The organism is Amycolatopsis sp. TNS106 (assembly GCF_019330265.1).
Taxonomy (GTDB): Bacteria; Actinomycetota; Actinomycetes; order Mycobacteriales; family Pseudonocardiaceae; genus Amycolatopsis; species Amycolatopsis lurida.
Genome location: NZ_CP024972.1, coordinates 4,086,195 through 4,100,267, shown reverse-complemented (window position 1 = coordinate 4,100,267; position 14,073 = coordinate 4,086,195). Strand labels below are relative to the sequence as shown.

Genomic DNA, 14,073 nt, shown 5'->3' with positions numbered 1-14,073 from the left:
CTTAGCGGAGGCGGTTTAAACATTGCTGCACGGGAATTAAATCGAGGGGATAATTGCAATGACAGGTCCTGCGAATTATCCGCTTTACGTGGTGGTAGAGGAAGAATCTCGAAAGATTTTGGTTGCTGCTGAGGAGGTGACAGGCTTCTTCGTAGGGTCGCCGCATGATGAAGCGGCGGAAGTCGAATTCCTTGGTATTCATGAGATTGCAGCAGGCAGGCATCGGGTCGACGATGCGATTCTGGAGATTATGAACTATCGACAGGAAAAGATCGGCGAATATTTCGTCGGACGCGTAGTTCGCAGTGATGCGTATGACTATGCCACAGGTGGACAGTTTGCAAAGGTTGCATATACCGTCTTTGGTAATCGATGTGAATATCCTGAGGCTGCTGCAATTTGGCGGCACTGGGCCTCTGATGTTGCCTTGCTCAAGGGTGAGTGGCGTCGAGGCGATGCGAGCTATCAAAGTGCCTGGTTGCATGTCGTTCAGAACTCTTGGTTCGCCTCTGGAAGATCCGGGGCAAGTCGTAGTTTTGATGGCGTGGCACGGTTGGATGGAATAGATATTCTCACGAGTTCGGCGTTCTATTGTGCGCTAGGTGAGGCGATCTACGGTCCTGCGGGATATTTCGGGACGAATCTGGATGCGCTCGCGGAATGCATTTCTTCTACATGTGAGAGCGAGCGGCTCAGGGAGGTTGTCTGGCAAGATTTTAGTTTTTCTCGAAATGTGCTGGGCGATTCGTTTACGGAGTCGATAGTGGAACTCATGCGCGAATTTGGGGTGTCTGTTGTTATCTGACGTCGTCAGACAGAAGTGCTGATTCGCCAGAAGATATGCCGGTTCTCGGGCGACTGTGGCCAAGAGCTTCGACACGCTCTGCTGTCGGTGTGGCCGATGTGCTGGTGGTTGTAGGGGGACCACTAGGGGCACTGCGGCCATGCGTGTCAATACCTTGGCGGTTAGCCGCATGTCAGGTGATCGTGAATCAACTGGGGCGCAGGGACGTCGAAGGACGAGTTCGGTTGCACAGCGACCGGCAACACGGTGACGCAGCGCTTTATCTCAATGGTGCGGCGAGGTATTTAACGCTTGTTCCAGCCTCGGGTCGTCGGGACCGAGAACTACCGCGACCGGCGCCGGCTGCTGCCTGCTCGCCACTTTTCGCGATCTCGCGCGAGCGGAGTGTGGTCCAGGTTCGCGGTTACTGAACAGACTGTACGCGGCAGGGTGCCGGTGGGCGGGAGGACAACGCGGTCCTGCTGGCAGCACAAGGTGCTGCCGAATGGACGGGCACTTCGTCTCCGATTGGGCTCCGTTGCCGAAGCAGAGCCCGACACGCCCCGATACAGCCCGACACTCGGACGGGCCGAGAGGTGCACGTTGACCTGCGCGAATGGTCAGGATCCGGCATCGCACGACACTCGATGACACGGCGGCGGAGGGGACTCATAATCCCTTGGCCGTCGGTTCGAGCCCGACCCGGCCCACCACATCGACGTCGCTGCGGGGATGCTGGTCCTTCGGTGGCAATTTCGCCTTGGCGTCAATCGTGAGTGGTCTCCGTTTGCTCCGATGTGCCGATAGTCGGAAAAGTGTTCTGCGGGGCCGGTTGTCGGCATAGCGGTCTTTCTGCCTGCTCGTCACAGCTGCCGCGGTGGGAACTTCAGTAGATCCGGAGTTCTTTGCTCCCACAGCAGGACAAGCTGGGCGCGATTCGTGTTCGCGAGCAGAAGACCAGTGATGTCCACTGTTTCACCCTCGCACTGCGCATCTTGGAACCGACGCGGTCAAGGCGCTACAGCCGCTCTCCCTGGCCAAACGGCTTCGCGAGCTAGGCATTTCCAGCCGGATCGGCCGCAACCCCGCACTGATCGACAACGCCGCCATCCTGCAGTCAAAGTGCAGTCCGACCTGCTCGGACTGTCAATCACCGCCGCGGTCCGATGGACTGAACTCGCCGGTTCCAGCGGCCAACGCCTACGCCGACGAAGTCGCCCGCCGAGCCAGGCACAATGGATAATCGAACATGACCAGCGGGTCAGCAGCGCCTGCACGCTGGCCCGCGGCAGGTCGGCGTCCAGAGCCTAACTCGGCACCACAACAGTTCCACAACAGGGAGTTGCGATCGTTCTGCAGTTGCTACGAGCCACCCGGGCTCACAGCTGTTCGGGAGGAATCCGGTATGAGTAGAACGTTCCAACGCTTGGCGCTGATCCGCGGAAGAACCCGGGCAAGCATGGTCGTGCTCGGCATGCTCATGGCTGCGGGGACGTTGACGGTCACCGCACCCGCCGCGTCGGCCGCTCCGGCAGGTTGTACCACCGTCAACGGTGGCAACTTCGCGGAAAGCTTATGCACCGAGGGCACCGGCCAGCACCGCGTCGTCATGGTGCAACGCCACTTCTTATATCCCGATGTTCCTGACCTCCGATGTGAGGGTCCGTGGATGCCGGTGGGTTTGACCTCCCAGATCGATTGCGCCTCCGAGCAGGTCATCGCCCTCACGGTGCAAACCCTGGAAGAGCCCCTCATCTTTCCGGTCCCGACCGACATGATGACCCCAGTCCCGGCGAACACCAACTCCCCGAGGATTCGGATACCGAAACCTGCCGGGCTGGCTACACCAGTTCCCGTGGACTGCTTCCGGCAGAAGTTCGAGAGTCTCATCGTACGAGTCAGCGACAACAAGCCGGCATACGTCTTCGTTGTCAACGTCAGGTACTGCGTGAACCGAACCGCCAACTTCGCAATTATCACGAACTTCGAGGGCGACTCCAGACTTGTCGGTGCGAAACTCGAGCAGATCGTGTCCCTCAAGAATGAGCCCGCGACAACGACGCCCGCAGTTGGGCAGATCGCAGTTCAGATCGCACTTCAGGACCGAATCGAGTTTCGAGCCTGCCAAGACCCGAACACCCAAGCCTTCTGCCAAACCTACATACACACCTTCACCGGATCCGTAAGCGCGCTGACGACAACCGGCCGTTTTACATTCGACCCCGTAGCTTAGTCCCGCAAGATCGTCGATCTTGGTGGGTGACCACCCGACGCAGTCGGAGCATCGGCAGCTCACCAAGGTCGGCGATCGGCCCACCCACCCTTGCCAGCGTCGACCGCCAGGCACCGAGGGTTCGTCAGACAACTCGATTCGCGCCGGCCAGCCACGGCCCATGGCGGCACTGCTGCCGGATCAACGCGACAGACCTCGACGGCACCATGTGGGGCTGGCTCAAGGCGGCCGTCAACGTCGTGACCAAGGAAAGCCGTCCCAGCATTTCGCTGATCTTGCGCCGCGTCCTCGCTGAGGACGGCTTCCTCGTCGTCACATGCCAAAGAGGCTGGTCCGATCTCGCTCCTGTCCGGCAGAAAGCGTGCCGGGCCGTGCGGAGAACTAGGGGCGGACGGCGATGGCGTCCACTTCGAAAAGCATGCCCGGCAGAGCCAGCGCCGCCACGCCGAGGAGTGTTTGCGTGGGGGGCCGTCCACCCCAGATCCGGCCGATGGCCTTGCCGATGGTCTCCAGCTTGGCGGCGTCATGTCCGACGATGTAGGTGCGGAGCTGTACCACGTGGCTGAAGTCGAGCCCCACCTCCGCGAGCGCGATCTTCAAGTTCTCCAACGATTGTTCGACCTGTTCGGGGAAATCGCCGGATGTGACCTGGCCGCTGCCGTCGGAGGCGTACTGGCCGGCGATGAAGACGAGTTCCCCTGCCGTGGTGGCGATGTGGCTGTAGCCGAAGCCCACCGGATCGTGCAGTCCGGCCGGGTTGATGATCTCGTGCGCCATGTGAACGTCCTCCGACTGGTTTCGTCACGAAAAATTTCGAACCTCGAAACTGGGCAACCAGCGGCGGGAGCATCTCATTCCCGCCCACGCCTTGAGGTCGGCGATGGTCTGCCCCCGGCACCCGGCAGGGCCGACGTCGAATGATCGCCGCGGCGTTAGGCGAAGTGCCAGTGCGGCGACCTTTGCAGCTTTGGGATGGGGCTCGCCGAGTCGGCCGCTCAGGATCAGCGCGCCCCGGTGGGCGAGGTCCAGTGCGGCCGGGTCGTTCAGGGGTGCGCGACTCGCGCCTTCAGCAGCAGGACGCGACGCTGGTGAAGAGCAGGACAGCACCGACGACGAGGACCACTGCGGCAACGATGCCGACGAATTTGCGGGGTCCACGAGTTGTCTCCCTCAAGCTCGCCGTTACGCGCGGGGGAGCGTTCGTAGGCTGTCCAGGTACCGATGAACGTGGCCAGGCAGCCGAACAGGACCGCGACCGAGCGGGGGACGAGCGGCAGCAGCCATGCCCGGTAGGCCGCGGTGGGTCAGAACGGCCAGTCGGCGCTCCGGCCCGCTTCGAGGAGCGGAATCATCCGGAAGGCCTGGTCGGTCAGGCCGCCGAAGGTGTGCCGGTTTCCGTGGCCGGACGTCGAGTGGCCATGCTCGTAGCCCGCGAGGTTCCACGTGTACAGCGCCGTGTCCTTCGGCACCGCCTGGTCGACGTTGCCCGCCGAGTGCTGCTCATCGGTCAGGATCACAAGCCGGTCGTGCTCCGGACGCAGGTGGCGCTGGATCGCGCCGACGGTGTCGGTGCCGCCGCCGATGAAGTAGCCGCCGTTCTTCCACCGGTCGAGCGCACGCAGCAGCGACTCGCCGCCGCGCACGTCGAAGGTCTTCGAGCCGGCGCCACCGAAGTAGCCGTTCGAGAACGACACGACATCCGCCGTCTCGCAGCGGGATCCGAGCGCGATCCCGAAGATCGCGGCCGCGTCCCAGCGCATCAGCGTGCCGTCCTTGCTGAAACCGGCGTTCATCGACCCCGAGGTGTCGACGAGGATCAGCGTCCGCCCGGCGAGGCGGGGCACGTTCGACAGTGACTCGGAGATGGCCTTCTCCAGCGCGTACGACCAGCGAAGCGACGGCGCCGCCCGATACGCGGAGAGGAACCTCATCGGGAACTGGCGTGATTTCGCCACCTGTTCCGGATCGGCCAGTCGCGCCGCGACCTGCTCCGCGACCTCGTCGGACACGCCTGCCTGGTCGAAGTTCCGGAGGTTCCGCAGGAGGGCCATGTAACCCATGGACGGGATCATGGCTTCCCAGGCTCGCGCGTCCATGGGCCCCTGGAGCCAGCCGGCCAGGGACTCCCACGTCATGCCCGCCTGCCGGAGAACCGACCGCGCGGTGTCGAGTTCGGAGCCGCGGAACAGGTCGTGTCGCTTCTGCTCGTCCCACGCCATGAGCTCCGCGCGGAAGCCGAGGACCGCCAGTTCGGCGGGGATTTCGCGGGCGGGATTGAACCGGACGTCGACGATGTGCTTGAACAAAGCGTCTTGCACCGCGTCCTTCGGGTCCGGGTGTGCCAGGCCGAGGACGTCGGCGAACCGGAATGCGCGTGCGTCGGAGTCCCACTTGAGGAACGACTTTTCGTGGAAGAGCCGGACGGCCGCGTCGGCGACGCCACGCTTGACCGGCTTCGGGATCTTCCTGCCGTACAGGGAGGTCCAGTACGCGAGCAGCTCACCGGGCTCGTCGGCGCGCTGGAGCACGGAGTCGACAACGGCGCGGTTCGCGGTGGTGGCGACGTACGGCTGGCCGTCCGTCGCGGTGGCGAGCCGGGCCTGGACGTATTCGGCGGCTCCGACGATCGCGGCGGTACGCAGGTTCGCTTCCATGCGGAGCCAGCGCAGGAAACGCGCTGTCCACTCCGGGTCGGTGAGCGCGGCCTTCCGGACGAGGTCGGCGTAACGTGTGTCGCGCTCGTCGCTCGTCTCGTAGAAGGTGTCCTCGCCGACCATGTTGGTGACGGCGAGCAGGAACAGCTCGGAATTGGTGTCCCGCCGGTAGCCGTCCCCGCCTTCGTGGGTGACGCCGCCAGGGCTCCGCTCACCGGCGATCGGTGAGCCGGTCGCCGGGCGGATGCCGGCGGTGTTGAACTTCGACACCTCGACCCTCGTTTCGTTCGAGGGGAGCTTCGACTCCGGATGGGCCCGAGAAAAAATCGGTGACGGTGCTTGTCCAATGCTCTACCGATTGAGCTACCGGCAGCATGGCTGCCGGGCGGGGCTCGAACCCGCAACCCTTGGGATACGGTGAAGTAGCCGTCTCCTGCGCACCGGGCACATCCGAAGTCGTCGCTCCCGAGAAATAGTCGGTGACGGTGACGTAAGTGACCTGGGCCGCTGGTCGACGCAGGCCGGAGCCCGCGGCGGGATTCGAACCCGCGTCTCTCCTTTGAGAGAGGAAGTAACCGTTACCTGCGCACCGGGAGTGCTCGCCCAAGCTAACAGAGCGCTCGTGCCCGCGTCACCGGAATTACCGGGTCTCAGAAGCGGGGAAGCTCCAGCAGGTTGTTCTTCCAGATCCCGTCCGCGCGCGTGCGGAGGAACTCCGGGCCGAAGGTCGGCTTGATGATCTCCACGGCCACCCGGTGGATTCCCTCGTCCACGTAGGCTTTCCCGTCGTCGTCTTCGATCCAGGCCACGATCGCCGAAACGAAGCTCTCGCCGGTCTCACCGTTGCCGGGGTTGATCCAGCGCAGCTTCGTGATGTTCTCGTGGAACTTCCCACCTTCGAGCCGTGCTGCGACGATCTTGATGGCCATGGTGCTACCTCCCCGGCTGGGTGCCCTCGATGCGAACAGGGGTAATGCGTACTCGCCACCTGTCCGCACGCCGTTACGCCGTCCGGGCGCCGTGCTTCGAACGTTACGAGTTCGAGCGCGGTGAGCCCGTTCTGCGTCAGATGACGCAGACGGCGTGGGTGCCGCCGTGTCACTGTCCTCGCGCCGGCGGGAACAGCAGCCGGGGAGAGGGGAACGAACATGTGCGCTGCCCACAAGACATCGGTCGCCGCGGGAATCGTCCTTGCCGCGGCGGCGCTGGCCGGTTGCGCGCCGGACCCGGCACCGGCCGCCCGGCAGGCGGTGCCTTCACCGTCCGCCGCGGCACCGGCCGCGGCGGTGGCCTGGATGAACGGCTTCTGCGGCGCGGTGAAGGATTTCGTCGAGGGGAACAACGCGATGCCGCCGGCGAGCGGGGAAACCGTCGAGGCCATCAAGAAGAGCACCAGCGCGCAACTCGGGCACTACGCGGCGATCCTGGCCAAGACGGTCGACGGCCTGGCCGCGCTGCCCACCGCGCCGGCTCCGGCCGGAGACGCGGCGAAGCGCGAGTTTCTCGCGAAGTACACCTCGGCACGCGACAAGACCGTGAAAGCGAAAGCGGATCTGGACGCGGCGGGGAAGGACGACACCGTCGCGCAAGGCCGTGCGGTCGACGGGCTCATGGCCGCCCAGAAGGACACGCACGGCGTTCTCGACCCGGTCGCGGCCGTACTGGAGGCTCCCGAACTGAAGACGGCCGCGGCGACCGCGGAACGCTGCCGCCCGTGACCGCTAGCCGAGGCCGCGTAACCGGGCGGCCTCGTGCTCGACGGACGGCGGCGCGGTGGCGATCACGCGGTCGAGGGTGCCGCGGGCGGTGGTCAGTTCGGTGATCGCGGCACTGAGCCTGGCGCGTTCCCGATGGAGGTCCACCAACAGTTCGGGGCAGTCGGCGATGAGCTGCCCGCCCGTGGAACCCATACAGGGCAGCAGATCGGCGATCGTGGTGGTGGACAGTCCCGCGGCGAGGAGATTGCGGATGTGCTCGACGGTGGTGACGTCGTCTTCGGCGTACACGCGATAGCCGCTGGGGAGACGTTCCGGCCGCAGCAGCCCTTGTTCCTCGTAGTAGCGCAGCAGGCGCTGACTGACACCGGTCCTGCGTTCCAGTTCGCTGATGCGCACGGCCCCTCCGCAACTCACCCTTGACTCTCACATCTATGTGAGACTTTAGCGTCACGGCATGATCGACCGACAACTCGAAATCTCCGCCGGGCCACGGGAATGGCTCGGTCTCGCCGTGCTCGTCCTGCCGACCGCATTGCTGTCCATGGACGCCACGGTGCTCTACTTGGCGCTTCCCAGCCTCGCCGCCGAGCTGGCCCCGAGCCCGGGGCAGCTGCTGTGGATTTCCGACGCCTACGGCTTCCTGGTCGCCGGTTTCCTCGTCACCATGGGCACGCTGGGCGACCGCGTCGGGAGACGGAGGCTGCTGCTGATCGGCGCGGCAGCCTTCCTGATCATCTCGGTACTGGCGGCCTACGCGCCGTCGGCCGAACTGCTCATCGTCGCCCGCGGGCTGCTCGGCATCGCCGGTGCCACGCTCATGCCGTCCACCCTCGCGCTGATCGGGAACATGTTCCGGGACCCGCGTCAGCGCGGCGTCGCGATCGGGCTGTGGTCCGCCGGTCTGTCGGGCGGCGTGGCACTCGGTCCGGTGGCGGGTGGCCTGCTGCTCGAGTGGTTCTGGTGGGGTTCGGTGTTCCTGCTCGCCGTCCCGGTGATGGTCCTGCTGCTGATCGCCGGCCCGTTCCTGCTGCCGGAACACCGCGATCCCCGGCCCGGTGAACTGGACCTGGCGAGCGTGGTCCTGTCACTGGTGACCGTGCTGCCGATCGTCTACGGCATCAAGCATCTCGCGGAGGGAGGATCGGTGATGCCCGGCGGGGTGGCCCTGTTGCTCGGCGGCGGCGCAGGAATCATGTTCCTGCGACGGCAGCGGTGGCTGAGCGCGCCTTTGCTCGATCTCCGGCTGTTCGCGGCGCGCTCGTTCCGGAACGCGCTGCTCGTCCTTCTCGCCGCGCTCGCCTGCGTTGCCGGGATCTATCTGTTCGCCGCGCTCTATCTCCGGCAGGAAGCCGGATTGTCGCCGATCGTGGCCGGGATGTGGCTGGTGCCTTCCGCGGTCGCGATGGTCCTCACGTCGGTCGCGGCTCCGGCGCTGGCCCGCCGGATCCCGGTGCATCGCCTGGTCGCGTCGTCCTTGGTGGTGTCGGCGTTCGGCTTCGGCGTGCTGGCCTGGACTCCGGCCGAAGAGGGGATCGCGCCGCTGGTCACCGGTCTGGTGCTGATTTACCTCGGTCTCGGGCCGGTGATGGCGCTGAGCACGGAGGTCGTGCTCGGCGCGGCACCACCGGACCGGGCCGGTGCGGCGTCGGCGTTGTCGGAGACCAGCGTGGAGTTCGGGCTGGCACTCGGGGTCGCGGTACTCGGCAGCATCGGCACCTTCGTCCAGCGCGGGCACGGTTTCACCACCGGGCTCGCCGTGGTCGCGGCGATCGGGGTGGCGGTGCTGTGCGGACTCGCCGTGCTCGCCGGGAGGCGACCGGACGGGTAACGATCAAGCATCCGTGAGGATTTTCCGCAATCGCGTCAAAGCCCGGTGTTGCGCCACTCGTACGGCGCCCGCCGTCGAGCCGACCACAGTGGCGGTCTCCTCCGCGGACAGGCCGACGACGATACGCAACACGACTATCTCCCGCTGTTTGTCCGGCAGGATCCGCAGCAGTTCGCCCATCCGGTCGCTCAATTCATTGTGCAACGCGTGTTGTTCCGGGCCGGCGGATTCCGAGATCCCGTCGGGGACTTCGGCGACGGGTTCGGTGCGGTTGCGGGCGGCGGCGCGGCGGGCGTCGGCGACCTTGTGGTGGGCGATGCCGTAGACGAACGCGAGGAACGGCCGCCCTCGTTCGCGGTAGGTCGGGAGCGCGCGGAGGATCGCCACGCAGACCTCCTGCGCGACGTCGTCGGCCGAGGCGTAAGTCCGTTCCTGTCTGCCGATCCGCGACCGGCAGTACCGGATCACCAGCGGGCGGATGGTGGCCAGCAGCTGGTTCAGGGCCCGCCGGTCACCTCGTCCGGCGGCCGCGACGGGTTCGTCGAGGGTGTACCAGCGTGACGGCGTCACCTGTTCGGGTTCCGACTCCGCGGGGGCGCCCGGCGCCACCAGCGCGAGTTCCCTGATCATCGCGCGGTTCTTGATCCGGGACAGGGTGTCGTCGACGTCGAGGCCCATCCTCAGCGCGTCGATGAAGGCGCTGTTGGCACTGTCCAGGCGGTCGACGAAGCCGGGATCATGCTCCGCCAGACGGTCACGCGCGTGGCGAAGGGTCGCGCTGACCGCCTCTTCCGAGATGCCGAGTACGCCGGCGATCTCCCGCGAGGAGTAGCCGTCCAGCGCCCACGCCATGCCGAGTTGCTGACGTTTCGGCAGCTTTCCCAGCATGGTCAGGACGGACGACGCCTCGTCGGCGAGGATGGTGAGTTTGTCCTCCCGTCCGGCGTCGTCGAAGGCCCAGTCGGCTCGGACCGCTGTCCGTTCCTTCGCTCGCCGGTGCCCGACCCGGCGGACCCAGGCCTTCGGCTGAACGATGCCCGGCCAGCCCTCGTAGGCGTTGAGCATCGCCTCCGCGGCGGCGTCCCGCGCCGGGTCCAACGCGAAGCCCACCTTGCACAGAAAGCCGGTGAGCAGCGGAAATTCGGCGTGGAAGAACTCGTCGAACCCGTCGTGGCCCATCACCCGCACTCACCGCTCTCAGCCGCCTGACGCGCATGCCCTCACAGGACAGGTGCAGTGAGCGGACCGCTGAGTGTAACGATTCGGTCAAGGTGATGTTTGCGTGGTGCACCCGGCCGGATACCCGTCGCCGAGGGAGAAGTCGTTTGACGCGGAAGGGAAAATCGGGAAAAAGGAGGTGATAGGAAAATGGAAATGAGGATGGCGAGTGACCTGAGCGAGGCCGCTTGCCGCGGTGAGGATCCCGAACTGTTCTTCCCGGTCACCGAAACCGGTCCCGGCGCACGGCAGGTGGCCGGGGCGAAGGCCGTCTGCGCACGGTGCCCGGTCATCTCGGCCTGCCTGGCCTACGCCGTGGAAAACGGGTTGGCCCACGGAGTTTTCGGCGGTCTGACCGGCAGCGAGCGGCGCCACGTGATTCGCGTCGGCAATGCCGCCTGAAAACGTTTGTCCGCGTTGTCGAATTTCCGACGCGGTTTTTCGTGCGCGCGAAAAGAGGGGCCCGGTTCGGTGAACCGGGCCCCTCTGGCATGGCGGTCAGGCGGCGGCGGTCTCCTCGGCGAGCCGCTCGTTGCCCGACTGGGTCTTGAGCGGCTTGTGCTTGAGGAAGGCGACGGCGACGACGACCAGCAGCGCGATCGGTGCGCTGATCAGGAACAACTCGCTGGTCGCCTCTCCGTAGGCCTCGCGGACGACGTTCGCGACCGGTTCGGGCAGCGTGGCGATGTTCGGCACCGCGCCGCCTTCGCCACCGCCGGGCAGCGGCCCGAGCTTCTCGCTCATCAGCGCGAGGACCCGGTTCGCGAGCACCGCGCCGAGCGCGCTCACCCCGATGGAACCGCCGAGGCTGCGGAAGAACGACAGCGTCGAGGTCGCCGTGCCGAGGTCGTGCGCGTCGACGTCGTTCTGGGAGACCAGGACCAGGTTCTGCATCAGCATGCCGACGCCCACACCCAGCAGCACCATGTACGCGCCGAGGACGACGAGGTTCGTCTTCGCGTCGATGGTGCCCAGCAAGCCCAGGCCCGCGGTCATCAGCGCCGCGCCGAGCAGCAGGTGGCTCTTCCACTTGCCGGTGCGGCTGATCAGCTGGCCGGAGACCGTGGAGGACACGAGGATGCCGAAGATCATCGGCAGGCTCAGCAGCCCGGCCACCGTCGGCGACTTGCCGAGCGAGAGCTGGAAGTACTGCGACAGGAACACCGTGCCGCCGAACATCGCGACACCGACGAGGAAGCTCGCCAGGGTGGTCAGGGCGACCGTGTGGTTGCGGAACAGGCCCAGCGGCAGGATCGGCTCGGCCACCTTCGATTCGACGTAGACGGCGAGGGCGAGGATGACCACGCCGGCGGTCACCAGGCCGACCGTCCACCAGGAGCCCCACGCGAACTGGTGCCCGGCCAGCGATGACCACACCAGCAGCGTCGAGACACCGGCCATGATCAGGAACGCGCCGAGGTAGTCGACCTTCACGTCACGTTTGATCGTCGGCAGGTTCAGGGTGCGTTGCAGCAGCAGGATCGCCGCGACCGCGAACGGGACGCCGAGGAAGAAGCACCAGCGCCAGCCCAGCCACGAGGTGTCCACCATGACGCCCCCGATCAGCGGGCCCGCGATGGTCCCGACGGCGAACACCGCACCGAAGATGCCCGAGTACTTCCCGAGTTCCCGCGGGGAGACGATGGCGGCCATGATCACCTGCGCGAGCGCGGTGAGCCCGCCCGCGCCGATGCCCTGCGCGACCCGGCTGCCGATCAGGAGCTCGATGTTGCCCGCGAACCCGGCGACCAGCGAACCGACCACGAACAGGCCCAGCGAGAGCTGGATCAGCAGTTTCTTGTTGTACAGGTCGGAAAGTTTGCCCCAGAGCGGAACCGTCGCGGTCATCGCGAGCAGTTCGGTGGTGACCACCCAGGTGTAGGAGGCCTGCGAGCCGCCGAGTTCGGAGACGATCCGCGGCAACGCGTTCGCGACCACCGTCGAGGCGAGGATGGCGACGAACATGCCCATCATCAACCCCGACATCGCTTCGAGGACCTGTTTGCGGCCCATCGAGCCCGCCGGGGCCTCCGGTTCTCGTGGTTCGGTCGTGGATACGGACATGGTCGTCCCCCTTCGTGTTCTGTGGTGCCGGGCGCGTCAGCGCGCGCGGCCGCCGGGCTCCGGGAACCCGGCGAGAAGCGTTTCGACGGCGTCGTCCAGCAGGTCGAGCGCGGATACCCGGCCGTCGTGCCGATACCAGAGCATGAGCACGGCGTTCACCGCCCCGCCGAGCGTGGACAGCAGCAGCGTCGGGTAGAGCTCGGTTTCGGGATCCACGCCGGTACGGCGCGCGATCGCCTCGATGAGCGGCGCGATGGTGTCGTGGTTCATGGCCACCGCGCGCGAATGCAGGGTGGCGTTCTCCTGAATGGCCTTCATGCGGCCGAGCCACTCATCGCGGTTCTCGTCGACCTGGGCGAAGTCCTCCTTCAACGCGTCGACGAAAGCGCGTGGGGTGCTGACTTCCTTCGGCGCGGCGAGGAACTTGTCGATGGTGCGCTGGGTCCGCTCGGCGGTGTCGGCGTGTGCGATGACGACAGCGTCCTCTTTGGACGCGAAGTAGTTGAAGAAGGTGCGCGGTGAAACCCCCGCCGCCGCGCTGATGTCCTCGACCGTCACCTGGTCCAGACCACGTTCGGCGACGAGCCGGACGGCGGTGGTCGCGAGCGCGCGGTGGGTTTCCAGCCGCTTGCGCTCGCGGAGACCTTTGACGGGTTCGGGCATGAGCACCACGATACGCCCAAAGATGCAGATACTGCAAAATTGCAGTCTGTGAAGCGTGCCACTGCCGAGCGGTGCCGAACCGCCTGGCAGACTGCGGCGGGTGAGCGGAACGGTGCTGGTACTGGGCGGACGCAGCGAGATCGGCCTCGCGGTCGCGGAACGGCTCGCCAAGGGCGGGGCGCGCCGGATCGTGCTGGCGGCGCGACGGAGCGCGGACCTCGGCGCGGAGTCCCGGAGACTGCTGGCCGCGGGGGCGGAGACCGTCGAAGCCGTCGAGTTCGACGCCGACGACCTCGCCGGGCACGGACCGTTCCTGGAGAAGGTCGTCTCGGAACACGGGCCGCTCGACGTGGTCGTCACCGCTTTCGGGATCCTCGGTGATCAGGCGCGCGCCGAAGCGGACGCCACCCACGCCGTGGCGATCGTCCACACGGACTATGTGGCTCATGTGAGTGTGCTGACGCATGTGGCCAATGTGCTTCGTGAGCAAGGAAACGGAAGCCTCGTGGTGTTCTCGTCGGTCGCCGGGGTGCGGGTCCGGCGGGCGAACTACGTCTACGGATCGGCGAAAGCGGGCCTCGACGGTTTCGCGAGCGGCCTTGCCGACGCCCTGCACGGCAGCGGCGTGCACCTTCTCCTCGTCCGGCCGGGGTTCGTCATCGGGCGGATGACCGAGGGAATGTCGCCCGCGCCGTTCTCCAGTACCCCGGATCAGGTCGCCGACGCGACGGTCGCCGCGCTCCGGAAGCGCCGGGGAACCGTGTGGGTGCCGGGACTTCTGAGGCTGGTGTTCTCGGTGATGCGCGTGGTGCCACGCGCGCTCTGGCGCCGCATGCCCCGGTAGGGGAGCGCTGCGCGGTCGGTCCGGTACGCGGAGTCGCGGCCGGTTGTCTCCTTGATCACTCCGGCTC

At 66.2% G+C, this 14,073-nt stretch carries 13 protein-coding genes and 1 tRNA gene; 6 read left to right on the top strand and 8 right to left on the bottom strand.

Going from position 1 to position 14,073, the window contains the following annotated elements:
• Positions 1–58: 58 nt before the first annotated feature.
• Together CVV72_RS18380 and CVV72_RS18375 are read left to right on the top strand one after the other, a co-directional pair.
• Entirely contained in the window at positions 59–805 is a 747-nt protein-coding gene (locus CVV72_RS18380) for a barstar family protein (protein ID WP_219153520.1), read from the top strand.
• A gap of 1,384 nt (positions 806–2,189) precedes the next feature.
• Positions 2,190–3,017 (top strand): hypothetical protein, encoded by an 828-nt coding sequence (locus CVV72_RS18375; RefSeq protein ID WP_219153519.1) that lies wholly within the window; start codon positions 2,190–2,192, stop codon positions 3,015–3,017.
• Positions 3,018–3,398: 381 nt separating this feature from the next.
• Here the strand turns inward: CVV72_RS18375 and CVV72_RS18370 are convergent, their stop codons facing one another.
• From CVV72_RS18370 to CVV72_RS18355, 4 genes are all read right to left on the bottom strand, one after another.
• Positions 3,399–3,794, bottom strand: a complete 396-nt coding sequence (locus CVV72_RS18370) for a RidA family protein (RefSeq protein WP_219153518.1) — start codon at positions 3,792–3,794, stop codon at positions 3,399–3,401.
• Between the two features lie 527 nt (positions 3,795–4,321).
• A complete protein-coding gene (locus CVV72_RS18365) occupies positions 4,322–5,941 on the bottom strand; it encodes a TROVE domain-containing protein (protein ID WP_219153517.1) in 1,620 nt (539 codons plus the stop codon).
• Between the two features lie 258 nt (positions 5,942–6,199).
• Positions 6,200–6,262 (bottom strand) — tRNA-OTHER (locus tag CVV72_RS18360).
• Positions 6,263–6,321: 59 nt separating this feature from the next.
• On the bottom strand, positions 6,322–6,600 hold the full coding sequence (locus CVV72_RS18355) for a DUF3892 domain-containing protein (RefSeq protein ID WP_219153516.1): 279 nt from the start codon (positions 6,598–6,600) through the stop codon (positions 6,322–6,324).
• Between the two features lie 219 nt (positions 6,601–6,819).
• Here CVV72_RS18355 and CVV72_RS18350 point away from each other — a divergent pair, with 219 nt between their 5' ends.
• On the top strand, positions 6,820–7,389 hold the full coding sequence (locus CVV72_RS18350; protein ID WP_219153515.1) for a hypothetical protein: 570 nt from the start codon (positions 6,820–6,822) through the stop codon (positions 7,387–7,389).
• Between the two features lie 3 nt (positions 7,390–7,392).
• Here the strand turns inward: CVV72_RS18350 and CVV72_RS18345 are convergent, their stop codons facing one another.
• A complete protein-coding gene (locus tag CVV72_RS18345; protein ID WP_219153514.1) occupies positions 7,393–7,785 on the bottom strand; it encodes a MerR family transcriptional regulator in 393 nt (130 codons plus the stop codon).
• A 58-nt stretch (positions 7,786–7,843) separates the two neighbouring features.
• Between CVV72_RS18345 and CVV72_RS18340 the strand changes: the two genes are divergently transcribed.
• Positions 7,844–9,217 carry an MFS transporter gene (locus CVV72_RS18340; protein ID WP_219153513.1) on the top strand — a complete coding sequence of 458 codons (1,374 nt, stop codon included), beginning with the start codon at positions 7,844–7,846 and terminating at the stop codon, positions 9,215–9,217.
• 3 nt (positions 9,218–9,220) lie between these two features.
• On the opposite strand, the gene shbA is transcribed toward CVV72_RS18340, so the two are convergent.
• A complete protein-coding gene (gene shbA / locus CVV72_RS41880; protein WP_219154011.1) occupies positions 9,221–10,396 on the bottom strand; it encodes an RNA polymerase sigma factor ShbA in 1,176 nt (391 codons plus the stop codon).
• A gap of 189 nt (positions 10,397–10,585) precedes the next feature.
• Here shbA and CVV72_RS18330 point away from each other — a divergent pair, with 189 nt between their 5' ends.
• On the top strand, positions 10,586–10,837 hold the full coding sequence (locus CVV72_RS18330) for a WhiB family transcriptional regulator (protein WP_219153512.1): 252 nt from the start codon (positions 10,586–10,588) through the stop codon (positions 10,835–10,837).
• Positions 10,838–10,933: 96 nt separating this feature from the next.
• Here CVV72_RS18330 and CVV72_RS18325 read toward each other — a convergent pair whose 3' ends face one another.
• Positions 10,934–12,499, bottom strand: coding sequence for an MDR family MFS transporter (locus tag CVV72_RS18325; protein ID WP_255632729.1), 1,566 nt, complete (start codon positions 12,497–12,499; stop codon positions 10,934–10,936).
• Positions 12,500–12,535: 36 nt separating this feature from the next.
• The gene (locus CVV72_RS18320) at positions 12,536–13,162 is read right to left on the bottom strand and encodes a TetR/AcrR family transcriptional regulator (protein WP_219153511.1); all 627 of its coding nucleotides are present in this window, start codon (positions 13,160–13,162) and stop codon (positions 12,536–12,538) included.
• 100 nt (positions 13,163–13,262) lie between these two features.
• On the opposite strand from CVV72_RS18320, the gene CVV72_RS18315 reads away from it, so the two are divergent.
• A complete protein-coding gene (locus CVV72_RS18315) occupies positions 13,263–14,006 on the top strand; it encodes an SDR family NAD(P)-dependent oxidoreductase (protein WP_219153510.1) in 744 nt (247 codons plus the stop codon).
• Positions 14,007–14,073 lie beyond the last annotated feature (67 nt).

Excerpts from the sequence above, each read along its gene's own strand:
- CVV72_RS18380 (WP_219153520.1), top strand. The coding sequence starts at position 59 with ATGACAGGTCCTGCGAATTATCCGCTTTACGTGGTGGTAGAGGAAGAA.
- CVV72_RS18375 (WP_219153519.1), top strand. The coding sequence starts at position 2,190 with ATGAGTAGAACGTTCCAACGCTTGGCGCTGATCCGCGGAAGAACCCGG.
- CVV72_RS18370 (WP_219153518.1), bottom strand. The coding sequence starts at position 3,794 with ATGGCGCACGAGATCATCAACCCGGCCGGACTGCACGATCCGGTGGGC.
- CVV72_RS18355 (WP_219153516.1), bottom strand. The coding sequence starts at position 6,600 with ATGGCCATCAAGATCGTCGCAGCACGGCTCGAAGGTGGGAAGTTCCAC.
- CVV72_RS18350 (WP_219153515.1), top strand. The coding sequence starts at position 6,820 with ATGTGCGCTGCCCACAAGACATCGGTCGCCGCGGGAATCGTCCTTGCC.
- CVV72_RS18340 (WP_219153513.1), top strand. The coding sequence starts at position 7,844 with ATGATCGACCGACAACTCGAAATCTCCGCCGGGCCACGGGAATGGCTC.
- shbA (WP_219154011.1), bottom strand. The coding sequence starts at position 10,396 with ATGGGCCACGACGGGTTCGACGAGTTCTTCCACGCCGAATTTCCGCTG.
- CVV72_RS18330 (WP_219153512.1), top strand. The coding sequence starts at position 10,586 with ATGGAAATGAGGATGGCGAGTGACCTGAGCGAGGCCGCTTGCCGCGGT.
- CVV72_RS18325 (WP_255632729.1), bottom strand. The coding sequence starts at position 12,499 with ATGTCCGTATCCACGACCGAACCACGAGAACCGGAGGCCCCGGCGGGC.
- CVV72_RS18320 (WP_219153511.1), bottom strand. The coding sequence starts at position 13,162 with ATGCCCGAACCCGTCAAAGGTCTCCGCGAGCGCAAGCGGCTGGAAACC.